Below are 25,170 nucleotides of genomic sequence, written 5' to 3'. Positions count from 1 at the left end.
ATTTAAGGATTAGAAAAGGGGGTATTATAAAAATGACTAGAGGCTTTATAAGTAATATGATTAAGGATAAAGAATACTATAGAACACTATTTTATATAGCAGTTCCGGTAGTTATACAGAATCTTATAGCATCTTCTATAAATATGTTAGATACACTTATGGTTGGAAGATTAGGAGAAGCACAGATAGCATCAGTAGGTATATCAAATCAGATATTTCTTCTTTTTAATATCATGATAGTGGGACTCAGTAGTGGATGTGGAGTGTTTATATCTCAGTACTGGGGAATGAAGGAAGAGAGAAACATAAGAAAAGTATTGGGTGTTTGCCTGATTAGTAATATTATAATTTCACTAATATTTATGACTGGAATACTCACATTTTCAAATACGATTATTTCAATATTTAATACGGATCCTGAAGTTATAAAATACGGAAGTGTATACCTAAAATTAGTTTCTCTAAGTTACACATTTACAGCTATAACATTTGGTATAGCAAATGCATCAAGATCAGTAGAGAGAACTATACCTCCAATGGTAGTAAGTTTTTTAGCTTTAATATGTAATGGAGTTATAAACTATATACTTATATTTGGTAAACTAGGGTTTCCGGCTATGGGTGTTAAAGGGGCTGCTATTGGAACTATTATAGCTAGAGGGTTTGAAACCATAGTATTAAGTATTTATATGTTAAAAACTAATAAAGTTTTATTGGGAAAGTTATCTGACTTACTAAGCTTTAATAGAGATTTTGTAAGGAGAATATATAGTGTAGTTACACATGTTATATTGAACGAATTGTGCTGGGGATCTGGAATAATAATATATTCAATAGTATACGGACGTATGGGGACACAAGCTATAGCTTCTGTTCAGATATATAATACTATTCAAAACTTCTTTACAGTACTTATACTTGGCTTAGCCAGCGCTTCAGTAGTTATGATAGGAAAGCAAATAGGTTTAGGTGATGAAGAAAAAGCTAAAAGATATGGATATCAATTTGTTTTCATATCTGTTGTGATTGGAGTAATATTATCGATAATTATAGGCTTAAGTGCAAAGTCTATAGTATCTTTATTTGATATATCAGATGTTGTTAGATACAATACAGAAATGATTCTTTATGTGGTGGCAGTTGTATTTACCTTAAGATGTGTAAATATAATGATGATAATTGGTATACTAAGAGGCGGTGGAGATACGAAACATAGTTTTCATATAGAAATAATGACTATGTATGGTATAGGGGTACCGCTATCTATTATAGGAGCTTTTGTCTTAAACCTTCCAGTATACTGGGTAGTTGCACTTATAGCGGTTGAAGAAATAGCAAAAGCTACATTAGCTTTAAGAAGACTATTTTCAAATAAGTGGATAAGAAATGTATCTCAAGAATATTAATAATTGTAATTCTAATAAAAGCATAATAACGGAAGAAATAGAATAATAATCTATTAAGTCTTCTGTTTATTATGCTTTTATTATATCCATATACGTTGAGAAAGGGGGTTATAATTAGTATGAAAAATGTTATAAAAAAGAAATCATTCATATTATCAATATGTTTGCTATTAGCTTTAGCTTCATTGATCACGGTTAAGATTGTAAAGAATAAAGGTGAAGATACAGAAACCTTTGCATATGAAAAGTATCAAAGCGATATAGAGGAAATTAGTAAGGATATAAAATATGAAGTTGTAAAAAATGGACCTAGAGATAAAAAGAGAGTAGCTATTACATTCGATGATGGACCTAATCCAGTATATACACCTCAAATACTAGATATCTTAAAAGAACATGATGTTAAAGCTACATTTTTCGTTTTGGGAAAGCATGCAGAAATTTATCCTGATATTGTACTAAGGGAAAAAAACGAGGGACATGAAATAGGAAACCATACATATAGTCATATAAATATAGATAAAACAAAGATAGATAAGATAGAAGAAGAAATGTTAAGAACACAAAATATAATAAAAGATATAACTAAAGGAGAGGTTAAGCTATTTAGACCACCATATGGTATACATAATGAACAAATAACAAAAATGGCTAAGGAAAATAATATGAAGACAGTATTATGGACTTATTATCAGGATACAAGGGACTGGAGTAGTCCAGGTACAGATTATATAGTAGAAACAGTATTATCGGGTATTCATAATGGGGATATAATACTCTTTCATGACCATAATGAAAATGAAAGCCACACAGTAGATGCGTTAAAATCTATAATTCCTAAATTAAAAGAACAAGGATATGAATTTGTAACTATATCAGAGTTGTTATTAGAGAAATAGGTAAAATTAACGTTATAGTACAACCTCCCATATACATATTATGTGTGGGAGGTGATAAATTGTCAAAAGAGATAAAAGTGACAATAAAAGTAGATGATGAAGAAAAGACTAAAAAACTAATGGCGAAAGCATTTGCAGATATAACAAAGAAGAGAATAGAGAAATTGCCTGAACATTTAAGAGTTGAAGCATATGATATACTTATATCAAAGCTGAAAAAATAAAGGGAACGGACTTCACTTAGTTAAGTATTGGTAAAATAATTACTTTTGTTATTGTATAGCAGAAACAATATCTGATGTATTACCTCCCCCTGTTGCGTCTAGTGCTTTTACTGCTAAAATATTTGCATTAGGGGCTACCCCTCTGTACTTACCATTTGATGAAGAACCACTAGCAGCTATAATCCCTGCAACATGAGTACCATGACCGTTGTCATCATAAGGGGAGGTCTTGTTATTTACAAAGTCTTTAAAACCTATAATTCTGTTTCTAGGCTTTACTAAGTCAGCGTGAGGTGCCACACCAGTATCTATTACAGCAACCGTAATATCTTTACCAGTGAATCCTAGATCATGAGGAATAGATGCACTTACAGTTGAACTTGCTATATCTAGTAATGCAAACACCTTAGAGTCAAAACAAATGTACTCTATATTAGGATGTCTTGAAAGTCTGTTAATAGCATCTAAATTCAAACTACATGCAACTCCACCAACTAGAGGAAGTGTATGTCTAACTTCACTTGACATATTGAATACCATGTTACTTAACTTTTCACTATCGTTATCTTTAACACTAACAATAACAGGTATATCCTCTCTAGATCTGGAAGTCAATTTTGCACTTACAATTGGACAAACTCTTAAATTACTTGATCTTTTCACTTAAATTCACCTTCCTAAATATAATATATGGACATTGAAATTCTAAAAAAACCAATGAGGTTTACATAATGTTATGCTATAATAATATTGCCCGGTACATATCTGTACTTTAAAGGGGGTAATATTATGAAAAAAAAATATATAATGATTCCCATAATGATATTATTATTCATAGTGACAGTATTTCGTGAGTCTTTAATAACATATTTTAATCCATTATTTAAGTATGTAGGTCAAAAAAATATAGTGAGAAGTGTGAAAGATTATAATATGCTGGAAACTGAGCATTTCATAATAAGATATAAGTATGAAGACACAGATGAAGCCATTGTAACATCAAAATTATCAGAAAAGTACTATACAAATGTAACAGATATGTATGGATATAAGCCTAAAGGAAAGGTTCAAGTAATAATCTATCCTAATGGTGAAGAAATGATGAACAACACTAATCTAAATGAAGAAGTTCCACCTATAGGGGTTTACTATAGTGGTGTAATTCATATACTAGATCCTAAAGAGTGGATAAATGATAAAGAGAACTTAAATTATATATATGAAAAAGAAGGTCCAATAGTTCATGAGTTTGCACACTTAATAATAGATGATATTACGAAGGGAAATTATCCAATGTGGCTTACAGAAGGTTTGGCATTATATACAGAATATAAATTAACAGGATTTGAAATTAGAGAGCCTTTAACAGAAGAAGAAACTGTTTCTATGAAATCACTACATGATGATTTTCAAGATTTAAATCAAGAAGTTGCATATAGAGAATCTTTTGATATAGTTAAAGAGATCTCAGATGAATGGGGATTTAATAAAATAAACGGAATTTTACACACATTAGGAGAAGGTAAAAATGCTAATAAAACTATAGAATCAGTTCTAAAAATACAAAAGGGCAAGTTAGTTTACTAGCTTGTTCTTTTAATTTTTGTGACAATATTTGCCAATTCGTTTTATTGATTAACATCAAGATATTTGGTATAGTAAAGGCATGTGATAAGTTTTAGGAAGACTAAACTTAATATGAGGTGAAGAATTAAATGAATAGAAAGATTTTAGTAGTAGATGATGAGAAACCTATAGCAGATATACTAAATTTTAATTTAAAAAAAGAAGGATTTGAGGTTATAACGGCTTATGATGGACAAAATGCAGTGAATAAGGCTTTGACAGATTGTCCAGACCTTATAATATTAGATGTTATGTTGCCAGAGAAAGATGGATTTCAAGTTCTTAAAGAAATCAGACAACAAATTAAAGTTCCAGTAATTATGTTGACTGCTAAAGAAGAGGAAGCAGACAAGGTTCTAGGACTAGAGTTAGGTGCAGATGACTATATGACGAAACCATTTGGAATGAAGGAACTTGTAGCTAGAGTTAATGCTAATTTAAGACGTATAGAATATCTAACTACATCTAATAATAACGAATTAATAGTGTCAGGTGACTTAGTTATAGATTTAAATAAATATGAGGTAACTAAGAGTGGAAAAATAATAGAACTTACACTAAGAGAGTATGAATTATTAAAGTTTTTAGCCACAAGATCGGAACAAGTATATACTAGAGAAAAACTTCTTGAAGAAGTATGGGGATATGAGTATTACGGTGACATAAGAACTGTAGATGTAACTGTTAGAAGGCTTAGAGAGAAGGTAGAGGATGAATTAGGTGACTATAAGTACATACTAACTAAAAGAGGTGTTGGATACTACTTTAGGGGGAACTAATTGATGTTTAGAAGTATAAGGTGGAAGTTTATAACGGTGTATTTTCTACTGGTACTTATAGCTATGCTAATAGTAACTACTTTTATAGTAAAGAAGCTTGAGACGTATCAGATAGATCAGATATCTAGCACCATGGAAAATAGTGTACGAAAGTTTATAAATAGCTCTACAGATATATCACAATCAGAAGATTTAAACTCGGTTAAAGGTGATATACAAAAAGTTGTAAGAGAATGGCCAATATCATCATCGGAGATGATGTATGTAATAAATGCTATGGATGAATATAGAGTGGTGGCAGATACTACTAGTTCTAAGGCTATAGATAGAAGTGCTTTTGATGTAAAACAGATAAGAGAAGATATAGTATTGTGGTGTCAAAAATATGGAGAACCACAGTCCTCAATGAACGAAGATTATGGTAGTGGCGGGAAAAGTATGCATATAGCATACCCTGTGTTAAGTGAAACAGGTGAAGTTAAGGGTATTGTATATATGGTTAAAGACTTAAATGATATATATAAAACTTTAGAGGAGTCTAAAAACCTTTTGTTTAAGGCAACAGCTATGGCATTAGGTATTACTGTTGTATTAGGTTTTTTTATAGCTAGAAGTATAACTGAACCTATAAATGATTTGACTATAAAGGCTGAGAAGATGGCAGAGGGAGACTTTAATCAGGTGGTTGAAGTAAAGTCTGATGATGAGATAGGTCAACTTGCTAGCATGTTTAACAATCTTACCTCAGAACTTAAAAAGACAATATCTAAGCTAACAAGAGAAAAAAACAAATTGGATATAATATTTGCTAATATGGCAGATGGAGTTATATTAGTGGATAAAAATGAAAATATAATTCATGCTAATGGAGTAGTCTCAAATATAATAAAAACACCCTATTATAAACTACTTAACTCTAAATATGATAGTATATTCGAAAGTTTAAATAAAGAAGTTACCTTGAAATATATAAAAGAAAAAGGTTATGGTGAAGGACAGGAAAACGTAGAAATAGATTCAAATATATATAATGTAAGGTATGCTCTTATAGAGGATGAGAAAAAAGAAATAGACGGAATGATAGTAGTATTTAGAGATGTAACTGAACAACAAAAGCTTGATAATATGAGAAAAGAGTTTGTCGCAGATGTATCTCATGAGCTTAAAACTCCAATAACTACTATAAAAAGTTATGCAGAAACATTAATGGAGAATGATGTAGACAAGGAAACTAGCATACAGTTTCTATCTGTTATAGATGAGGAATGCGATAGAATGGCTAGAATAGTTAGAGATCTGTTACAACTATCAAATTTTGACTATAAGCAGGTAGATTGGAATAAAGTAGATATAAATATTAATAAATTTATGGAGAAGATATATCTAAAAGTGAAAATGAGTTCAGAAGAAAAAAAACAACTCATAGAAATGAACATACCAGAGAATATTAGTAATATATTCGCTGATAAAGATGCAATAGAGCAAGTCTTACTAAATATTATTACAAATGCGATAAAGTACACACCTGAGAAGGGAAAAATAGAAATAAGTGCTAGTGAAAAAAATGAGAATATAATAATTTCTGTTAAAGATAATGGAATAGGAATACCAAAAGAAGATTTAAACAGAATATTCGAAAGGTTTTACAGGGTAGATAAAGCTAGAGCCAGAGAGTTGGGAGGTACAGGATTAGGTTTATCTATAGCAAAGCAAATTATAGAAACACATGGAGGTAAAATTCTAATACAAAGTGAATACAATCATGGCACTAGAGTAGATATCATATTCCCCTTTAAGTAAAGTACGAAAAATCAAGCTTCGTAATGTAAATTTAATTGCATTGTAATATATCTGTAATAATCATTGTGTATAATTATATATGGAATAATTTAAATATAACAAGGAGGGGATTTTGTGTTTAAAAAGATATTAGCTTTTGCCTCAGTACTTTTGACTGTAGGAATCCTTAGCAATTCAACATATGCTGCTAACGATACGGTTCAATTGATAAGCCCTCAAAATAAAACAGTAACAACTAATAATATAGTATTAGTTTCTGGAAAGGGTAAACAAGGAACAAATCTAACAATAGATGCATACCTGTCAAATATAATTAAAGATAAGATTGATTTTAATAATATTCCAAAGGATGGATATGTTTTAATACTGTCTGAGGACTTAAAAATAGGAGCTTCTGGAAACTTCGCTAAAGAGTTGACACTTAAAAAAGGGCTACATAAAATAGAAGTAAAAGTAGTAAACTCTGCCAATTCAGCAGTTAGATATATTTATATAACTGACTTAAATAAAGCTAGAAAAGAGCTGGAAAGTGTTAATGATATAAAGTTTACAGAAACATTGAAACAATTAATAAAGTAGAACTTAACTAAGTTAGCAATAAGGTGGTGCTTATAAAATGAATAGAGAAATTTTAAAAACTTTATTGCTAGCTTTCCTTGTTATTATGAGTATTTATTTTAGTAAAGGTTTATGGGATAGGACTGTGCATAATAGTTCAGAAAGTCACCGTGAAAAAATAAATGTGAATGACCCAAATAAGAAAAAATATGAGCTATCGGACGTTATAGTGCCACAAAAAATATTAGTTAATTTTAGTGAAAATAATAGAACCGTAATATATTCTAAAGATGAGTATGATTTATGGGATGAAGGTAAAAAGTCACTAGATAGCGTATTTAATGATAAGAATTTACGAACATCACGCCTAAGTAAAGAAAAATATAACGAACTATCTTCAAACAAATCTATTAACTTTCAATTCTCGGAAGCATTATATACCAATATGATAGGAAAGATACTAGGAATAGAAATTCCAAAAGATATATACAAAAATATAGAAACTATAAATAGTATATACTTCTCACTATCAGAGGAGTCATTCATAGTTATTAGTAATGATAAAGATAGATTAATGATAAAAAGTAGTACAATAGACTTAAAAAGACTTAAAAGCATAATATACGAACTTGAAAACAGCGAATATACTAACTTTTATAAACTAGAAGAGGTCTTAGGAATTAAAAGTGATGTTTATATACCAGTTAATACAAAGAATATCATACCATCAATTCATATAAGTAAAAGATATAATATAGATGGAGAAACGAAAATTGATGATAATATGGCAGAACTATTTTTTGATAAAGGGATAGAATATATAAAAAAAATAGAAGAGAATAATGGATCAAGTATATATATAGATGGAGACAATATATTAAAGATATATCCAGATGGTAGACTAGAATATATGGGACCTATTGAGAATAACAATGAAAACAACCTATATTCTAGTCTAAAAAAGGCCGTAGATTTTATAACCGACCATATGGGATGGCCAGAAAATGTATATCTATCTAGTATAAATAACAAAAATCTAGATGGTGAAGATTCTAAAGGATACGTATTTACATTTAGATATAAACTTAATGGATTTACAGTAATGAGTAATAGGGAAGATATACAAGATAAAATAGAGGTAGAAGTAGTAAACGGAAGTGTTATCTCATACAAGAGCAGGATATGGAACAATATGGACATATACAATAATAGATATAGAGACTCTAGTGATCCAATATTATCAGCATTTGAAATTATAGATGATAACTTTCTATTTTTAAAAGAGAAATATCTACAAAATATAAATAGTAACACTAAAGATATTAATAGTGAAGATATAAATGATAAGGTGAAGAACTCTATAACAGATGTATATCTAGCATACTATGGAGATCTAGCTGGTGGTCAAGAAATATTACAACCAGTATGGGTAATAGAGATATTAGGAGATAAATATGTATTTGATGCATATAGTGGAGAAGTAAAAAGCTAGAAAACGTAATGTTAAAATATAAAACAAATTCTGGATGGTGAAATATATGGATTGGTCTAAGGCCAAAAACATCTTAATTATAGCATTTATTATTACAAATACCTTTCTAGCATATGTTTTATTCGTTGTAGATTCAAATAAACATGATTTGAGTACAGATAATGACTTTTTAACAGATATAGTTAAACTTCTTTCTGAAAAAGATATAAAATTAGAAACAGATATACCAAAAGAGATCCCCTCTTTACCTGTAATATCTATAGAGTACGAGAAGTATAAGCCAGAGGTTGTTGCGGATAGGTTTCTAGAGAAATACGTAGAGGAAGAAGAAAAGAATGGAGTTATCACTTATAAAAATGGTAATGAAATATTAAGGTTGGAGAACAATAATAAAAAAATAGTATATAAAAATTATTTTCTTCAACAAAAAGGAGTTAAAAAAGAAAACATATTATTAAAAGAGGCTCTAGATAAGGCAAAGTCTTTTATAGAAGAAAAAAAGTTCAAAACTGATGACTTTAAGTTAGGATATGCCAAAGAGAAAGATGGTATCTATAAAATAGAATATAATAAAGTTTTGAAAGATATAGTAATAGAAGAAACTTACATGATATTAGAAGTATCTAATCAAGGAGTTATATCTTTTGAGAGATACTGGGTTGATAGTATTGAAAAAAGTAACAACATGATCAGTGTATCCTCAACATCTAAAGCACTATTAAGAATATTAACAAGAGAAGAGTACTACGGAAAAACAATAAAAGAGATAAGTGTTTGCTATTATTTTAAACCAACTGTGTATGAAAAAAGTGATAGGTTTAGAGACGCAAGGGGTGGAAAAGCTATTCCAACTTGGCGATTTGTATTTGAAGATGGGAGTAAAGCGTTTCTAGAAGATAGTTAGCTAGGATATACTTATAGAAGAGCTATTTGGCTCTTCTATTTTTTATTGATAAAATAGATACATAGTAGTAAAAAATATAGTATAATATAAGTTGATAATTAACTAAAGTGAAAAGGTATAGAGGAAAGAGAGGTGGCAGAAACTGACTTTAAGTTAGTTCAAACACATGGCAAGATTACTTATACAAGGTGGAGTTAGATTAAATGGAGAAGTTGAAATAAGTGGATTTAAGAACGCAGCACTACCTGTAATACCAGCTACTTTGTTAGCAGGAGATAAATATAGAATAGAGAATCTTCCATTAATAGATGATGCTATGTGCTTAGTGGATATAATGAAAGAATTAGGTGCAGACATAGATGTAAAAGATGGAGATGTAAATATAGATACTACTAATATAAAAGAATGCAGAGCACTAAATGACTTAACAGGAAAACTTAGAGCGTCATATTACTTATTAGGGGCAGGTTTAGGACGATTTAAAAAAGTGGAAATAGCATATCCGGGTGGATGTGATATAGGTAGTAGACCGATAGATCAGCATATAAAGGGATTCGAAGCACTAGGAGCAAAGGTAGAAATAGACCACGGGATAATAAGATGTAGTGCAGAGAGATTGATAGGAACTACTATATATTTAGATGTGGTAAGTGTAGGTGCAACTATAAATATTATGATGGCTGCTGTAATGGCAGAAGGCACAACAATAATAGAAAATGCAGCTAAAGAGCCACATATAGTTGATACATCAAATCTTTTAAATGCTATGGGAGCAGATATAAAAGGAGCAGGTACTGATGTAATAAAAATAACGGGAGTAAAAGAGTTACATGGTTGTACTCATAACGTTATACCAGATCAGATAGAGGCAGGAACATATATGATAGCATCAGCTGCTACAAAAGGAGATGTAACTGTAAAGAATATAATACCAAAGCATTTAGAAGCAATAACTGCTAAATTGAGAGAAATGGGTGTAGAAGTTATTGAAGGTGGAGATTTTGTTAGAGTAATAGGAAATGATAAAATGAGCTGTGTTAACATAAAAACGCTTCCTTATCCAGGATTTCCTACAGATTTACAACAACCTATGACTTCACTACTTACAATTGCAAAGGGTACAAGCATAGTTACTGAAGATATATTTGAGGGAAGATTTAAATTTACTGATGAACTAAAGAAAATGGGAGCAAATATAAGAGTAGATGAGAGAACAGCAGTAATAGAAGGTGTAGATACCTTGAGTGGAGCTATAGTAAAAGCTACCGACTTAAGAGCAGGAGCAGCATTAGTTATAGCTGGACTTATGGCAGAGGGAGAAACGGAAGTACAAGACGCATATCATATATATAGGGGATATGAGGATATAGAAAAGAAGTTAACAAAATTAGGTGCAAAAGTAGAGAGAATAGAAAAGTAGCCTTTAACAAAGGTTCACATTCTATTCTCTCTATTTTTTTTGAATATATTGCTAGATAGGTGAAGGAATATCTATTAAAATCCAGTCTAATCGATATAGCTAGAGAAAAATTAAAAGACTTCTTTATGATATAATTATTATATTAGATGAAAAAGATGGAGGCATAATATGACGATAAAATTTTGTTCGCTAGCTAGTGGAAGTAGTGGTAACTGTCAATATATAGAGACTGAAAAAATAAGAGTACTTGTAGATGTAGGACTAAGTGGAAAAAGGGTGCAAGAGTTACTTTCAAGTATAGAAATAGAAGCAAGCACAATAGACTGTATACTTATAACTCATGAACATAAGGATCATATAAAAGGAGCTGGAATACTCTCAAGGAGATTTGATATACCTATATATGCAAATGAAAATACATGGAATAATATGAGAGCTGAATTGGGAAAGATAAAAGAAGAAAATATAAAAGTATTTAAAACTAATAGTGATTTTGAAGTAGGAGACTTAGGTATAGTACCATTTAAAGTCTTTCATGATGCAGTTGAACCTGTCGGATACAGTTTTTATAATAAAGACAAAAAAATAAGTATAGTTACAGATACAGGTTGTATAGATCATGAAATAAAAAATAAAATAAAAAACTCAAACCTTTTAGTAATAGAATCAAATCATGATACAGAGATGCTTAGACTGGGAAGCTATCCTTGGTTTCTTAAAAAAAGAGTAGCTGGCGAACAAGGACATCTTTCTAATGATGATGCAGGAAACTTGTTAAAGGAAGTATTAATGGGGAATAATGAAAAGGTATTACTAGGACATTTAAGTAGAGAGAATAATTTCCCGGAGTTAGCATATCAAACTGTATCAAATATTCTAAATGAAAGTGGAATAAATGTATCTAATGATATATCTTTAGGTGTTACATTTAGGGATAAAGCAACTAAAGTATACAAGTTGTAAAGTTTCATTCTATTAAATTTTTAGGAGGAAAAAATCATGAATAATGAAAACAATGATAATTTAGACAACAATGATGTGAACTTTAGATTAATGGATGAAGAAAATAAAGGTACTTATCAAAATAACCAATATGGATATAGTGGAAATAATGATCCGAATAAGAAAAAGCCAAGAAGTAATGCATCATACTTTACAGTAGCTATAATATCAGCAATAATTGGTGGAATTATTGCGTCATTACTTACTCCATTTATTTATAAGAATACTTTATCAGGTAAATATCCTAATGGAAGTAATCAACAAATAAATATTACTCCAAAAGATGAACCGACTACTGTAGAAGCAGTAGCTAAAAAGGCGATGAAATCAGTAGTAGGTATAACTACAATTGAAATGAGAGGAGACCTTTTCTTTCAACAAAGACCAGTTCAAGGGACAGGTTCAGGAGTTATAATAGATAGTAATGGATATATACTTACAAATTCTCACGTTATAGGAGATGGGGCTGCTCAGAACATAACAGTTATGTTTGAAAATGGGGATAAGAAGCCAGGAAAAGTATTATGGTTTGAAAAAGCACTAGACCTAGCTATAATAAAAGTAGATGGAAGTAACTATCCAGCAGCAGATCTAGGAGATTCTGATAAATTAAATATAGGTGAAATAGCTGTTGCAATCGGAAATCCATTAGGACTAGAATTTGAAAGAACAGTTACTGCAGGATATATAAGTGGATTAAACAGAACAATACAAGTAGATCAGTATAATAAAATAGAGAACCTTATTCAGACAGATGCATCTATAAATAATGGAAATAGTGGAGGACCATTACTAAACTCGAAAGGTGAAGTAATAGGTATAAATACATTAAAGTTAAAATCTGCTGAAGGGCTAGGATTCGCACTACCTATAAATATTGCCAAACCTATAATTGATCAAGTTATAAAACAAGGTAAATACACTAATGTATATATGGGTATAGTTGGAAACTCTGTAGCAAGATATAAAGCAGCTGGAATAGATTTAGGTGTTGAGGAAGGTATAGTAGTATCTGATGTAGAACCAGGTTCACCAGCTGATAAAGCAGGAATAAAAAAGATGAATATAGTAGTAAGCTTAGATGATAAAAAAATAGACTCTCTTGAAACCCTAAGAAAAGAACTATATAAATATAAACCAGGAGATAAAGTTAAAGTAGGAATAATTACAGAAGATAAAGAAACAAAAGTGGAATTAACTCTGGGAGAAAAAACAGAATAAGTATAATATATATAGCCTGGCAAGTTAGCCAGGCTTTTACACTATTCTTAAAGAATCTATATTTTTTTACAAAAAGGTGAAGAATATAGTACAATAAAAGAAAACCAAAGTTGGGAGTGATATAAATGTATGTAGTTTGTAATGAACACTTAGAAGACGCATTAGATGAGTTTGTAGATGATTATGAACAGTCACCTGATATATATGAGTTAGATAAAGTAAGCTTTACAGATTGGTCAAGTCCCCATAAATGTGACTATTGTAATGATCCTCCTAGGTTTTTAGTAGTATAAAGTGAAGGTGAAATAATGAATATAACTATAGCATCAGTAGGAAAAATAAAAGAAAAATATTTAGAAGACGGAATAAAAGAATATGCAAAGCGATTATCAAAATACTGTAAACTAAACTTCATAGAGGTGCAAGATGAAAAAGCACCAGAGAAACTAAGCCTTCAGGAGGAAAATATAATTAAAAATAAAGAGGGAGCTAAGCTTTTATCCAAGATAAAAGAAAATTCGTATTTAATAGCACTAGCTATAGATGGAGAACAATTAACTTCTGAAAAGTTCTCCGAGAAAATAGACAAGATAATGTTAGATGGAAAGAGTGATATAACTTTTGTTATAGGTGGTTCATTAGGATTGTCAGATGAGGTGCTCAAAAAAAGTGACTATAAATTATCATTTTCTAAGATGACTTTCCCACATCAGTTGATGAAGATGATACTCTTAGAGCAAGTCTATAGAGGATTCAGGATTAGTCGGGGTGAACCGTACCACAAGTAACTGCGGTTTTTTATATAGTGTATACGGAAACATATCATAAGTGACAGAGGTTTGGTAGTAATTAATGTAAAAACTTAATTTTAAATATCTCTTTTTGTATTCTGATATATTACTATAATAGAATATAAGCCAAGCTGTATTATAATGAAATAAAGCTTTTAGTCAAAGAAGTGTTGAGCCGTATTAAAAATAAATGCGGCTTTTAATATTTTTAAGATTAAACATAGAACTGTTTTGAATAAAATAATGGTTTAAAACGAAAAAAACAGAACTCTGTTCTTTACTTTTTGGAAAAATAGAGTATAATTTATTTATACAGTTCAAAAGGAGGTTGATAAAATGTCATTTAATAAAAGTTTTATAGAGCAAACATTATCAGGGTTAGATTTTAGTTTAATATCAGGTCAAACTAGTTGCTGGCAGAAAGAATATACTAAACATGGTAGTTATACTATTATTGTTGACTTGAGCAATGATGAACTAAGTAAGTGTAAAATAAACTATGGAGATGATATTGCAAAAGGTAGAGAGACAACATGTAACTTTAGTCAAAGGGAGAATCTCGTGGTATTGGAATGTGTTGATAGATTATTAATGAAAGGGTATGCACCACCTCAAATTGAGCTTGAAAAGAGATGGAGGGTAGGAGGATATCTAGATATTTTAGTCAAAGACACAACAGATAAAGCTTATATTATGATCGATTGTAAAGTTTGGGGAGAACCTTATAATTCGGCTGAAAAAATTATTATGACAAATGATTACAATAAAGAACAGTTGTTTAACTATTATCTTAATGACAAGAATGCCAAGTTTGTTGTACTCTACACATCAAATTTGACCAATAATGGTATTCGTTATAAGTCTAATATTATAGAGATGTCAAGATTTATTTCTTGCAAAAACCAAAAAGAAATTTATGAGAACTGGGATAAGAATTTTCAAATAAAAGGAATTTTTGATGAGGACTCAACACCTTATAATGTAAAATTTTCAGGAATTAAGCAGAAAGATTTACAACCCCTAAGCATTTATGATGTTGATAAATTTGATAAGAATATAGATGGAACAATATTTAATACTTTTGCTGAGATATTAAGGAGAAATGTTATTTCTGATAAAAATAATGCATACAATGTTATTTTTAACCTTATCTTAAGTAAAATAGTAGATGAAGACCAAGCTGTAGATGAAGATTATGAAATGGAATTTCAGTGGAAATTTGATGAAGAACCAGTTCAAGTACTTGAACGTTTAAGTAAGCTTTATAGAACAGGTGTAACAGATTACTTAGATATAGAGTTAGTTGAATTAAGTGAAGAAGTAGATCAAGTTTTAGCAAGAATTCCTCATGATCTAAATCACGTAAGTAAAGAGATACGAGATCTTTTTAAACAATTTAGGATATATAAAAGTAGTGAATTTGCATTTAAAGAAATATTGGATGAAAGAACTTTTAAAGAAAATGCTGAAATAGTCAAATCAGTTGTTAAGTTACTAGAAAAATATGAGTTAAAAGGAACACATAAACAACCCTTTTTAGGATACTTTTTCGAGAAGCTTTTAAATATAGGTATGAAACAAGAAACAGGTCAGTTTTTTACTGCACTGCCTATAGCTGAATTCAACAGTAGATCTATTCCTTATGAAAAAATTATTAAGGATAAGATTGAAAGAAGGGAAGAGTTCTTTTTGCCCTACTTAATTGACTATGCATGTGGTAGTGGACATTTTTTAACGGAAGGAATAGAGAGAATAGATGAAGTATTGCAAAGACTTACAGATAAAGACTTAAAAAGTAGAAGACAAATAGATAGATTGTCAGGATGGCAGACTTCATTTAATTGGACTAGAGAATTTGTATATGGTATTGAAAAGGACTTCAGATTAGTTAAAACATCTAAGATAGCATGTTTCTTAAATGGAGAAGGGGATGTAAATATTCTTTATGCTGACGGGCTAGATAAATTTGATTCAGATAAGTATAGGGGTAAACTTTTAGCTAGTAAGAATATTGATAATGGAAATTTTGATGTTCTCGAGGCTAACCCACCATATTCGGTAGAAAACTTTAAACTTACAATCCAAGATAGTCAGGATAGCTTTGAATTATTTGATGAAGTAAGTGACAAAAGTGATGATATTGAATGTCTATTCATTGAGAGAGCTAAGCATTTATTAAGAGAAGGTGGATATGCAAGTTTAATTTTACCTGCTACAATTTTATTAAATTCAGGTATACATTCAAAAGCAAGAAAATTGATGCTTAAGTATTTTAAGGTAGTTGGAATTGTTGAGTTTGGAACGCAAACTTTTCTTGCCACAGGACAAAGAACAGTCAACTTATTTATGATTAGAAGAAGTAATGATGAATGGAAAATGGCTGAGAATATTGCAAAAGAGTTTTTGGATAATTTAAAGCCAGGTAAAAAGAGTGACTTTGACTATGCTAATAATAAGAGTATTTTTAGTGAGTATTTAAACTTATTAAGTGATGAAATTGATTTAGATGAGTATATTAATACATTAACAGATAAAAAACATTTTGATACTGAAGTGGAAAAACTGATGTTTTTTATGCTTACCTATAATAATAAAATAGTAGTTGCTAATTCTAAAGATAAAGAAGATGAACTAATGTTTCTTGGGTATGAACATTCAGATAGAAGAAAATATGAGGGAATTCATCCTTATCCTAATAATAAAGACAGAAAAATTAATTCGATGCTTTACGATGAAAATTCATTGAATAATATAGAGAAAGTAAGTACTTATATTTACAAAAATTATTTAGGAGAAGATTTACCTGAAATCCATAGTAATCTTGTAAAACATGTAAAAATTGAGATGCTACATGAAATGCTAGATTTATCGTCTGATAGATTTATAGCTAAGATATTTATTGAAGCACTTGAAAATATTTATCTATCAACTGATAAATATCCTATTGAGTCATTGGAAAATGAAGATATGGTAGAAATATTAGACTACATGCGTAAGCCTGTAAAAAAGTCGGACAGAACTTCTGGTGATATTCCTTATTATGGTGCTTCGGGGGTTGTAGGTAAAATTACTGACTATATTTTTGATGAAGATTTAGTTTTAATTGGTGAAGACGGAGCACGCTGGGATGAATTTAAAGAAACAGCATATAAAGTTGAAGGTAAATCTTGGGTAAATAATCATGCTCATGTTATTAGAGTAAACAAGAATATTCTTAAAGAAGAGTTTTTAGTAGAAATTTTTAATAGATTAGACTTCAGTTATTTAAAAAGGAGACCCAATGGAGGTAAGTTATTACAAAGTGAGTTAAAGAAAATTAAGTTTCCAGTACCTCCCATTCAAGTTCAAGAACAGATTTTAAAAAAAATGCAGGGAAAAAAGGAAAAGGAAAGATATAAAATATTTGATGAAGAATTAGGTATTAATTAAGTAAAAAACCTCAATCCATTAATATGTGGATTGGGGTTTTTTATTATTTAAGGAGGATACAAATGAAAGTAATTAATAGAGAATCTTTATTCATTAATTGTAAATTGTCTAGTAATGATGAAGTTGAAAGTTACTTCAATAGAAGATTATTTAAAGTAGGCACTTTAGGCAATATAATTTCACAGATAAAAATGTGTGACAATATAATAGAATTTGCTTATGAATTAGGTATGGAAAACATGATGAAATTTGAAGTTGTAGATATTGGAATATGTAATCTTGGGATAGTGTGGATTTTAACAAAAAACTTCAATGTTAGATTAGTTACAATTAGAATATATATGAAAGAAGAAATATTTAGAAAGATTTTACAAATACAACTTGAAAAAAGAAAAGATTCATCAGACGTCAGAAAAAGGTTTATAAATAGCTTATAAGTCATAAGGGGATGATTGGATTTGCTAGCTACAGAAAAAAGTATAATAAGAACAGAAGCTATATTTTCAGGAGATAGGTTACATAGATATCTTCTAAGAAAAGAATGGGATAAAAACAAGAAAAAGTCTATGGTTATAATGATTAATCCTAGTTCTGCTGATGGACTAATAATAGACCATACTACTATGTATGTAGTAAATAATCTTTCTAAATTAGAATTTGGTTCAGTTGATATAGTTAATATATTTTCAAAAATAAATATTAGAATAAGTACAAAAGACAATACAGATGGCTTGGTAGATGGAGAAAATGACAGCCAAATACTAAAATCTGCTATAAAAGTTGATAGCATAATTATTGCTTGGGGAAAGGTTGATGAGAATAATAAAAAGATAAAAGAAAGACAAGAAGAAGTACTAAAACTATTAGAAGAGCATAAAGATAAGTTTTACATCATAGAAGATAGTATTGGAAGAGCAGGATTTCATCCATTAGCACCACAAATAAGGTTTGGATGGAATCTGAAAAAGATAAGTCTGGAGATGGAAGAAAAGCAAGAAGAGGAAAACAAATAGCCCAAGAGAGCCATTAAAACAGCTTTCTTGGGCTTTCTTTGCCTCTTGGTAAGGGAAAGGAAACACGAAACTTTCGAGCCGAAAAAACGGTAAAACACAAACACTCTAAAACTAAAGGAGAGGTAATAATGTTTAAGATAGGTCATGTTAGAGATATAAAATATATACAGAAAAACCTACCAGAAGAAGTGATTAAAGTAATTAAAGACGTAGCAACTATTCTTGATACTGAGTATGGAGAATGTAGAGATATAGATTATGATATTGGAGGATATATATTAATAATTGAATCAAAAGATGAGTTTAAGAAGTTAAAAGATATTCACATAGATATAAATGATACGATTTATGAATATGTAGATAGAATAAAAGTAGAAAATAATAATGACTGGATAAATGCACTCATTCTTTGTAATAATGACTTCGGAGTTTCTATAATAATGCCTATACCAATTGTTCCAGAAAAAATAATAGATTCAATAGTAGATTAGAAATGAGATTAAAAATTCGATAAAATCCCCTACCTTAATAGAAAGAATAGGAGATTTTATATATTAAGAGATACAATTGTTAGCTAATTATGCTACTTTCTATTATTAGACTTTACAATAAAATTTTTAGCCCTTAGATAATATAACAGCTCCTTTTTATCCTCACTACTCCAATAATCCAAACAAGAAAGCTCCTTTAGAATTTTCTGTATTTCATCATCATTAAGTAAAGTATCTTTTAGCACAAAAGAATTTTCACTTTCTCCAATAAGATAAGAAACAGTAGTATTTAGCCCTTTAGCTATATCCTTAAGCCTATCTAAAGAGGGATTACTCCTATTATTTTCAATATCACTTAAGAATGATATAGATATATCAATTCTCTCAGATAATTGTTTTAAAGACAATCCATAATCTACCCTAAGTTCCTTAATTCTTTTACCAATCATAATATTCCTCCTATGAAATCCGTAAATAACGGATTAATTAAATTATAACATTATAGTTGGATAAAAATTATTCGATTTATACGTAACTAACAAACCATGAAACTACATGAAATACCTTATAAAGCAGTAAAAACTGCTATAAATAACTTTAATCAATTAATAAGTAAAGCGAAACCAGAACAAAGAAAGCTATTTCTAAAAATACTAGTAGAAAAGATAACTGTTGAAGGTGGTAAAATTAAAAAAATTCACATACACTTTAATCAGGCTATAACTAGAATAATAGATAGCTACTCAAATAAAGGTGAATTAGGGGAACTCTCAGATGAGAGTTCCCCTAATTTTGTTTTTAGAATAGCGATATAGATAAAATAATATAGCTATTTATATTAAGCTGATATTAAATTAATTTTAGCAATAGAATAAAAAAGGTTTTAACAATAGATAATTTAATATTTTCAAAGGTTGACATAGTATTCCTTAGCATCTATTATTTAGTTAGATTATATAAAATGAAAGATAGGGGTGTTAGAGTTGGGTAAAGAATATATTTGTGAAGTTTGTAAGAAGCCAGTTGACAGACAAGAAGACCTTGCTGTAATAGTAAGATTAAATAAAGAGTATTATAAGGGAATTACTGTTCATAAAGGAGTATGTGATACTGTATTATGTGAGTATGTTCACAAGAAATTAGGGGGAAGTGCAGTGACTAATGTTGACTTATGGCAATTTCAGACAGATGCAGAACTTGATGACTACTTGAAAACTGGAGAAAGGTCATGGATGGCTTTTAAGTAAGGATAATTATTTGGACTAGAACACCAGAGATATGTTAAGTATGGTGTTCTAGTTTATTTAGGTATAAATTGCAGTTAAAGAAATACGGTGAACCGTACCATAAATAAAGGAGGATTTTTAATCCTATATTAATTACTCTTGTAATATCACTATTGAGTTTACTAATAATTATTATAAATAAAAGAAATACAAAGTTTTAAAAAGCAATGATTACTAAGGCGCTTTTCTAAAACGATTTGTTTAGAGCATACTATCATCTAGGTATAATAAGGAACCAAACTGTTAAATAAATTTAATTTTAAAGTAGTACAGTGATCTAATTTAATGAAATAACTTTATTTTTGGGGGTGTGTTATGAGCATCGTTTCGAATATTCGAAAAGAAAAATATAGAGCTTGGGTTACGGAAAATTTAGGGGAATTAACAGGTAGCTGGTACACGCCATATCTTGAAAAACTCGGATACCTGCTAGAGAAGTATGGATTAGCTAGCAGCTATAAGGAAAATTTCTTTGATTACCAAACATACTCGGAGTTTAAAAATATCTACCAACAAATGACGGAACAAAGTGATGAGGATATTGAGAGATTAGTAACTGGTAAAAGTACACCACGATATCCCGAAAAGTATGGTACAACAAGGCTTCAATTTAGAAAAAGATATGCAGAAGATGAATTTAATCGCGGTGAAAGAAGTAAGCCTAGCAATTTAGGTGGGATACCTGACTGGGGCGTTTTAATGCGATCATATTTAATATTTTTATATTATGATGAAAATTCTACTTTAACTTATCCTAAAAAGGAGAAAAAAATTGCGAATCAGGAAGGTGAGATTGATAACAGCATTAATTATTGGCTAATTTCTGCAGGTGAACAATCGAGGCTGTGGAATCAGTTTCAGACAGAAGATATGATTACAGTCGGTTGGGATTATTTAGGGGATTTGAAAAACTATGACTCAAAGGAAGCTGTTGAGAGAAAAATAACTGAGCAAAGGTCAGATGGAGTGCGCCCTATTAATGATACAAAGGCTGTGTGGGATTTCTATCGTGAAATTCAAATAGGGGACATTGTGTATGCAAAAGAAGGAACTAAAAGAATTATAGCGCGCGGAATTGTTACAGGAGATTACTACTTCGATGAGGCAGCATCAGAGCATAAACATAGAAGAAAAGTAGAGTGGCATCAAGTTGGAAAGTGAGAAATTCATCAGACTTTTGCTCAAAAAACGTTAACATGCCTTAATTCTTATCCAAGTTTTATTCAAGAAATTGAGCAAGTAATAAATGGAGGTTTTATTGATCCAAAAGATGCTGAAGTAAATGAATTTCGAACTTGGTTATCCAATCAAGTTACTGATATAGGAGTTAGCTTGAACGATAAAACAGTTACTCAAAAAGTAAATGCGTTAAGGGATATAGAGCGTCATTTTGACGTTTCAATTTTTGGAGAAACAGATATTGAGCAGCAAAAACAGTTGAAAGCTATCGTTTTATCAGATGAATCTTACAAAAAATATAAAGGTATATCTGGTAGTTCAATCGACTATTACATTCGCTTTATTGAATCTAAGCCCACTATACAAGAAAATGAATCCTTTACTACTGATGAATTTCTTTCGGAGGTTTTTATTGAAAGGCAGGAACTTGAACGTCTAATTTCTTTACTTGAAAATAAGAAGAATCTTATTTTAAAAGGTGCACCAGGTGTAGGTAAAACATTCATTTCTAAACGATTAGCACACGTGATGATGGGAGAAAAAGATGAAACACGTATTCATATGGTTCAGTTCCATCAAAGCTATAGTTATGAGGATTTCATTGAAGGATTCCGTCCAAAAGCTGAAGGAGAAGGATTTGAACTGAAACAAGGTCCGTTTGTAAAATTTGCAAGAAAAGCAGCACGAGATCCGGAAAGAGATTACTTTTTTATTATTGACGAAATTAATAGAGGGAATATGAGTAAAATATTTGGAGAATTAATGATGCTTATCGAGGATGATAAGCGAGACATGCATATTAATCTCCTTTATTCTAATGATAAATTCTCTGTACCCTCGAATTTATACATTATTGGAATGATGAATACGGCAGATAGAAGCTTAGCTTTATTAGACTATGCACTTAGAAGGAGATTTTCGTTTTTTGAAATTAAACCAGCGTTCCAAAATGATACATTTAAGTCGTATGTAAACGAATTAGATAATCCGGAAGTTTTAAATCGTGTTATTGATGAAATTAGAAGCTTAAATAACGGAATAACGGAAGAGTTAGGGACAGGCTTTCAAATTGGTCATAGTTATTTTGTAGGGAGTTCTTATAAAGTAGATACTCTAAATCGTGTAGAGGAAGTAATAGAATATGAAATTATTCCACAGTTATTCGAGTATTGGTTTGATGATGAACAGAAAGCAAACGATTGGGCTGTGCGACTAAGAGGTTGTTACGATGGAGAAAAATAATAGTATTCCAATTCGGAATATATACTATATGCTTTCTTATGCATATCGAACGTTAAATCTTTCCGAGTACAAACAAATCGGAACAGAAAAGTTTAAGAACGTCAACGATCTTTACACAGAAATCCTATCAATTGGTATACCTGTTTTGATTCGAGGAGGATTAAGTAAAGATTATATAAGCGTTGAAGAGAATTCCAATGTTATTAAGGGGAAAATTGATATTAATTCTACTATAAAGAAAAACGCATTGGTAAATAAAAAAGTTGCGGTTATTTATGATGAGTTTTGTGAAAATATATTGTTAAATCAAATTATTAAGGCGACACTCGTTTACCTATCGCATTTAAATAAAATAAGTCAGAAAAAGCGTAGATTGTTTTACAGTTTGCTACCTTATTTTACAGAGATATCAGATGTAGAGCTAGATTTGAAGCTATGGAAAAACGTTAGATATAGCCGTCAAAATATTCGTTATCAATTTATTGTAGATACGTGCAGATATCTTTATGAGCAGTTATTATTTGATGAAAGCTCTGCATCTCAAACGATAAAAGAGGTTAAAGATGAACAAAGATTATCATCTTTATATGAAAAGTTCATCTTTGCATTTTTTAAAAGAGAAACAAAATATAGTGTATCCCGTCCTCAAATTCAGTGGAGTGTGGATGATGGATTTATAGAGGAATTACCTATTATGCAAACAGACCTTGTACTTCAAAAAGATAAAAAAACATTGATTGTGGATACGAAATTTTATTCGGAGAATATGGTAGCAAGGTTTAAAGCAGGAGCTTCAAAACAAATATCCAGTAATCTTTATCAAATATTTACATACATAAATAATTGGAGAGAAGAACCGAATGAAATAGTTGCAGGAATGTTACTTTATGCGAAAACAACCGCAATAAATCAACCTAACCATATTTATAATATTAAAGGTAATCAAGTTTTTGTTGTATCTCTTGATTTACAACAAGATTTTAGCGGTATAAAGGAGAACCTACTAGCATATGCCAATCAATTTTTTGCATAGTTTTATAAAGTTGCTTTATTTGTATATGAAATATCCCTCGATTCATCATTCGAGGGATATTTTCCATTGTTACTAGTTCAAATTTAATACAAGTAATTTGTATCTTTGGTTAAATGATAAGTAAGATGACTGATAGTGTAATACCATATATAAAAGAATGGAAAAATAGACCTCTTGATAAGGGAGATCCTGTTGTATTTATGGATGCTATTCACTACAAGGCTAGAGAAGACAGACAGATTAAAAGCAAAGCTGCTTATATGATGGTAGGAGTTAATTTAGAAAACTTTAAATACATATCATTAAATCTTTTAGCCCTCTGTTTTTAAATTCACTTAGACACTATATATTTACTTGTCTGCAATACTATCTTTCATTTTAAAACAGAACTGACATATCCCATCTTTTATTAAAAACTTATTATGCTTGACTTCTACATCAGGATTAAATCCTCTAGCTAGAGCGGGATCTATATTTTTACAATATATCATACCATACTCTTCCATACCATCTTTTAAAAACTGTTCTCCAATAAGACACTTAGTATATGTTAACTCTAACTCGTTTTCTTTATAAATACTTTTACATTCAAAGTGGTCACTTTTACCCATGTCATAGTTAGAAAGGTAATTTTCAATTTCATTGGTTTGACCAGCTAATTCAGCTCTTTTAGCTATACCTTTTCCTCTTTCTTCTCCAAACTTTCTAACACCTTCTCTGATTGCTTCACGACCTTCATCTCCAAAGCGCTCAACTACTTCTTTTGAAAGATGGGCAAATAACTTAGCCATAACAGCATGTACTGGTATTGGCTCTAAATATTCTTTATCTTTTTCTAATTCATTACTCATAGTCTAAAATTTCCTCCTTTATAGTTAATATTTAAACTCATAATATTTCCTGTTATTTTCTTCACCTGATTGCATTATTCTACAAGGCATACTACTTAACCTTCCTAATAATTTATTGTTTTACTTCTTGTTAGTATAGATTTTATAGTAATTCTGTGATGCTGGTATAATATCATAGATACAAACTTCTGATTAGAATTAATTTTCATAGAAAAAGGCCTCCTTCATACCCGTTACGGTGAACCATATCATAAGTGACCTTAAAAAGAAACTAGTAATAAAAATACCATGTTTAAATGTGCAAATCACAACAATTATAATAACATTAATAGTGAGTAAAATAGCAAAGGGTTTAATAACTTAATATATAATAGGGGCATAAAAATAGGGGATGTTCGTCATAGAAGATAAATTCTATACGGAACAGCCTCTTTATTTATAAGACTCTGTCTCCGACAGCAACCACCAAAGAACCTTTAGCTGATAAATAGTTGCTCTATTACAGAATAAAATGTTGGTCATTC

Annotated in this window: 26 protein-coding genes and 1 pseudogene; 24 read left to right on the top strand and 3 right to left on the bottom strand. The window is 30.1% G+C overall.

Annotated elements, in window-relative coordinates:
* The first annotated feature begins 32 nt into the window (after positions 1-32).
* The 3 genes from CURI_RS14195 to CURI_RS15960 all read left to right on the top strand — a co-directional run bounded on the left by CURI_RS14195 (position 33) and on the right by CURI_RS15960 (position 2,529).
* Positions 33-1,406: an MATE family efflux transporter gene (locus CURI_RS14195; protein ID WP_014968966.1), complete on the top strand. Its 1,374-nt coding sequence runs from the start codon at positions 33-35 to the stop codon at positions 1,404-1,406.
* 119 nt (positions 1,407-1,525) lie between these two features.
* Positions 1,526-2,305, top strand: a complete 780-nt coding sequence (locus CURI_RS14190; protein ID WP_014968965.1) for a polysaccharide deacetylase family protein — start codon at positions 1,526-1,528, stop codon at positions 2,303-2,305.
* A 59-nt stretch (positions 2,306-2,364) separates the two neighbouring features.
* Positions 2,365-2,529, top strand: a complete 165-nt coding sequence (locus CURI_RS15960; protein WP_014968964.1) for a hypothetical protein — start codon at positions 2,365-2,367, stop codon at positions 2,527-2,529.
* Between the two features lie 48 nt (positions 2,530-2,577).
* Here the strand turns inward: CURI_RS15960 and CURI_RS16455 are convergent, their stop codons facing one another.
* The gene (locus CURI_RS16455; protein ID WP_014968963.1) at positions 2,578-3,192 is read right to left on the bottom strand and encodes a S8 family serine peptidase; all 615 of its coding nucleotides are present in this window, start codon (positions 3,190-3,192) and stop codon (positions 2,578-2,580) included.
* 126 nt (positions 3,193-3,318) lie between these two features.
* Between CURI_RS16455 and CURI_RS14180 the strand changes: the two genes are divergently transcribed.
* The 15 genes from CURI_RS14180 (at position 3,319) to CURI_RS14115 (ending at position 19,055) form a co-directional block, all read left to right on the top strand.
* On the top strand, positions 3,319-4,116 hold the full coding sequence (locus CURI_RS14180; RefSeq protein ID WP_014968962.1) for a peptidase MA family metallohydrolase: 798 nt from the start codon (positions 3,319-3,321) through the stop codon (positions 4,114-4,116).
* Positions 4,117-4,244: 128 nt separating this feature from the next.
* Positions 4,245-4,934 (top strand): response regulator, encoded by a 690-nt coding sequence (locus CURI_RS14175; RefSeq protein ID WP_014968961.1) that lies wholly within the window; start codon positions 4,245-4,247, stop codon positions 4,932-4,934.
* Positions 4,935-4,937: 3 nt separating this feature from the next.
* On the top strand, positions 4,938-6,734 hold the full coding sequence (locus CURI_RS14170) for an ATP-binding protein (RefSeq protein ID WP_014968960.1): 1,797 nt from the start codon (positions 4,938-4,940) through the stop codon (positions 6,732-6,734).
* A 114-nt stretch (positions 6,735-6,848) separates the two neighbouring features.
* Positions 6,849-7,313, top strand: a complete 465-nt coding sequence (locus tag CURI_RS14165) for a hypothetical protein (protein WP_014968959.1) — start codon at positions 6,849-6,851, stop codon at positions 7,311-7,313.
* Between the two features lie 37 nt (positions 7,314-7,350).
* On the top strand, positions 7,351-8,784 hold the full coding sequence (locus CURI_RS14160; RefSeq protein ID WP_014968958.1) for a YycH family regulatory protein: 1,434 nt from the start codon (positions 7,351-7,353) through the stop codon (positions 8,782-8,784).
* Between the two features lie 46 nt (positions 8,785-8,830).
* A complete protein-coding gene (locus tag CURI_RS14155; protein ID WP_014968957.1) occupies positions 8,831-9,688 on the top strand; it encodes a two-component system regulatory protein YycI in 858 nt (285 codons plus the stop codon).
* A gap of 166 nt (positions 9,689-9,854) precedes the next feature.
* Complete coding sequence (locus CURI_RS14150; protein WP_014968956.1) at positions 9,855-11,108, top strand: UDP-N-acetylglucosamine 1-carboxyvinyltransferase; 1,254 nt, start codon at positions 9,855-9,857, stop codon at positions 11,106-11,108.
* A 168-nt stretch (positions 11,109-11,276) separates the two neighbouring features.
* Positions 11,277-12,071 (top strand): MBL fold metallo-hydrolase, encoded by a 795-nt coding sequence (locus CURI_RS14145; protein ID WP_014968955.1) that lies wholly within the window; start codon positions 11,277-11,279, stop codon positions 12,069-12,071.
* A 36-nt stretch (positions 12,072-12,107) separates the two neighbouring features.
* On the top strand, positions 12,108-13,331 hold the full coding sequence (gene htrA / locus CURI_RS14140) for a serine protease HtrA (RefSeq protein ID WP_014968954.1): 1,224 nt from the start codon (positions 12,108-12,110) through the stop codon (positions 13,329-13,331).
* A gap of 125 nt (positions 13,332-13,456) precedes the next feature.
* Positions 13,457-13,624 (top strand): CxxH/CxxC protein, encoded by a 168-nt coding sequence (locus tag CURI_RS15490; RefSeq protein WP_014968953.1) that lies wholly within the window; start codon positions 13,457-13,459, stop codon positions 13,622-13,624.
* A 15-nt stretch (positions 13,625-13,639) separates the two neighbouring features.
* On the top strand, positions 13,640-14,119 hold the full coding sequence (gene rlmH / locus CURI_RS14135; RefSeq protein ID WP_014968952.1) for a 23S rRNA (pseudouridine(1915)-N(3))-methyltransferase RlmH: 480 nt from the start codon (positions 13,640-13,642) through the stop codon (positions 14,117-14,119).
* 339 nt (positions 14,120-14,458) lie between these two features.
* Positions 14,459-17,551: a restriction endonuclease subunit S gene (locus tag CURI_RS14130; RefSeq protein WP_014968951.1), complete on the top strand. Its 3,093-nt coding sequence runs from the start codon at positions 14,459-14,461 to the stop codon at positions 17,549-17,551.
* A 62-nt stretch (positions 17,552-17,613) separates the two neighbouring features.
* Positions 17,614-17,988, top strand: coding sequence for a hypothetical protein (locus CURI_RS14125; RefSeq protein ID WP_014968950.1), 375 nt, complete (start codon positions 17,614-17,616; stop codon positions 17,986-17,988).
* A 21-nt stretch (positions 17,989-18,009) separates the two neighbouring features.
* On the top strand, positions 18,010-18,564 hold the full coding sequence (locus tag CURI_RS14120) for a DUF1643 domain-containing protein (RefSeq protein ID WP_014968949.1): 555 nt from the start codon (positions 18,010-18,012) through the stop codon (positions 18,562-18,564).
* 128 nt (positions 18,565-18,692) lie between these two features.
* A complete protein-coding gene (locus tag CURI_RS14115) occupies positions 18,693-19,055 on the top strand; it encodes a hypothetical protein (protein ID WP_014968948.1) in 363 nt (120 codons plus the stop codon).
* Between the two features lie 92 nt (positions 19,056-19,147).
* Here CURI_RS14115 and CURI_RS14110 read toward each other — a convergent pair whose 3' ends face one another.
* Positions 19,148-19,504, bottom strand: coding sequence for a helix-turn-helix domain-containing protein (locus CURI_RS14110; RefSeq protein WP_014968947.1), 357 nt, complete (start codon positions 19,502-19,504; stop codon positions 19,148-19,150).
* Positions 19,505-19,600: 96 nt separating this feature from the next.
* Between CURI_RS14110 and CURI_RS14105 the strand changes: the two genes are divergently transcribed.
* The 6 genes and pseudogenes from CURI_RS14105 to CURI_RS14080 form a co-directional block, all read left to right on the top strand.
* Complete coding sequence (locus tag CURI_RS14105) at positions 19,601-19,870, top strand: hypothetical protein (RefSeq protein ID WP_014968946.1); 270 nt, start codon at positions 19,601-19,603, stop codon at positions 19,868-19,870.
* Between the two features lie 168 nt (positions 19,871-20,038).
* The gene (locus tag CURI_RS14100) at positions 20,039-20,302 is read left to right on the top strand and encodes a hypothetical protein (protein ID WP_014968945.1); all 264 of its coding nucleotides are present in this window, start codon (positions 20,039-20,041) and stop codon (positions 20,300-20,302) included.
* Positions 20,303-20,656: 354 nt separating this feature from the next.
* Positions 20,657-21,502 (top strand): restriction endonuclease, encoded by an 846-nt coding sequence (locus tag CURI_RS14095; protein WP_041701841.1) that lies wholly within the window; start codon positions 20,657-20,659, stop codon positions 21,500-21,502.
* Positions 21,503-21,673: 171 nt separating this feature from the next.
* Entirely contained in the window at positions 21,674-22,762 is a 1,089-nt protein-coding gene (locus CURI_RS14090) for an AAA family ATPase (protein ID WP_051004002.1), read from the top strand.
* Positions 22,749-23,795, top strand: coding sequence for a 5-methylcytosine restriction system specificity protein McrC (locus CURI_RS14085; RefSeq protein WP_014968944.1), 1,047 nt, complete (start codon positions 22,749-22,751; stop codon positions 23,793-23,795). The genes CURI_RS14090 and CURI_RS14085 overlap by 14 nt, the downstream gene beginning before the upstream one ends.
* A gap of 113 nt (positions 23,796-23,908) precedes the next feature.
* Positions 23,909-24,088: pseudogene (locus CURI_RS14080) on the top strand (transposase); the annotation flags it as partial.
* Positions 24,089-24,145: 57 nt separating this feature from the next.
* Here the strand turns inward: CURI_RS14080 and CURI_RS14075 are convergent.
* Entirely contained in the window at positions 24,146-24,646 is a 501-nt protein-coding gene (locus tag CURI_RS14075) for an L-2-amino-thiazoline-4-carboxylic acid hydrolase (protein ID WP_014968942.1), read from the bottom strand.
* Positions 24,647-25,170: the final 524 nt, after the last annotated feature.

The sequence above is a fragment of the Gottschalkia acidurici 9a genome (genome assembly GCF_000299355.1).
GTDB classification, from domain to species: Bacteria; Bacillota; Clostridia; order Tissierellales; family Gottschalkiaceae; genus Gottschalkia; species Gottschalkia acidurici.
This window is presented reverse-complemented; position numbering and strand designations above follow the sequence as displayed.

Bases quoted from the DNA above. Each gene is read 5' to 3' on its own strand.
- CURI_RS14195 (WP_014968966.1), top strand. From the start codon at position 33: ATGACTAGAGGCTTTATAAGTAATATGATTAAGGATAAAGAATACTAT.
- CURI_RS14190 (WP_014968965.1), top strand. From the start codon at position 1,526: ATGAAAAATGTTATAAAAAAGAAATCATTCATATTATCAATATGTTTG.
- CURI_RS14180 (WP_014968962.1), top strand. From the start codon at position 3,319: ATGAAAAAAAAATATATAATGATTCCCATAATGATATTATTATTCATA.
- CURI_RS14175 (WP_014968961.1), top strand. From the start codon at position 4,245: ATGAATAGAAAGATTTTAGTAGTAGATGATGAGAAACCTATAGCAGAT.
- CURI_RS14170 (WP_014968960.1), top strand. From the start codon at position 4,938: ATGTTTAGAAGTATAAGGTGGAAGTTTATAACGGTGTATTTTCTACTG.
- CURI_RS14160 (WP_014968958.1), top strand. From the start codon at position 7,351: ATGAATAGAGAAATTTTAAAAACTTTATTGCTAGCTTTCCTTGTTATT.
- CURI_RS14155 (WP_014968957.1), top strand. From the start codon at position 8,831: ATGGATTGGTCTAAGGCCAAAAACATCTTAATTATAGCATTTATTATT.
- CURI_RS14150 (WP_014968956.1), top strand. From the start codon at position 9,855: ATGGCAAGATTACTTATACAAGGTGGAGTTAGATTAAATGGAGAAGTT.
- CURI_RS14145 (WP_014968955.1), top strand. From the start codon at position 11,277: ATGACGATAAAATTTTGTTCGCTAGCTAGTGGAAGTAGTGGTAACTGT.
- htrA (WP_014968954.1), top strand. From the start codon at position 12,108: ATGAATAATGAAAACAATGATAATTTAGACAACAATGATGTGAACTTT.
- CURI_RS15490 (WP_014968953.1), top strand. From the start codon at position 13,457: ATGTATGTAGTTTGTAATGAACACTTAGAAGACGCATTAGATGAGTTT.
- rlmH (WP_014968952.1), top strand. From the start codon at position 13,640: ATGAATATAACTATAGCATCAGTAGGAAAAATAAAAGAAAAATATTTA.
- CURI_RS14130 (WP_014968951.1), top strand. From the start codon at position 14,459: ATGTCATTTAATAAAAGTTTTATAGAGCAAACATTATCAGGGTTAGAT.
- CURI_RS14125 (WP_014968950.1), top strand. From the start codon at position 17,614: ATGAAAGTAATTAATAGAGAATCTTTATTCATTAATTGTAAATTGTCT.
- CURI_RS14115 (WP_014968948.1), top strand. From the start codon at position 18,693: ATGTTTAAGATAGGTCATGTTAGAGATATAAAATATATACAGAAAAAC.
- CURI_RS14110 (WP_014968947.1), bottom strand. From the start codon at position 19,504: ATGATTGGTAAAAGAATTAAGGAACTTAGGGTAGATTATGGATTGTCT.
- CURI_RS14105 (WP_014968946.1), top strand. From the start codon at position 19,601: ATGAAACTACATGAAATACCTTATAAAGCAGTAAAAACTGCTATAAAT.
- CURI_RS14095 (WP_041701841.1), top strand. From the start codon at position 20,657: ATGAGCATCGTTTCGAATATTCGAAAAGAAAAATATAGAGCTTGGGTT.
- CURI_RS14085 (WP_014968944.1), top strand. From the start codon at position 22,749: ATGGAGAAAAATAATAGTATTCCAATTCGGAATATATACTATATGCTT.
- CURI_RS14075 (WP_014968942.1), bottom strand. From the start codon at position 24,646: ATGAGTAATGAATTAGAAAAAGATAAAGAATATTTAGAGCCAATACCA.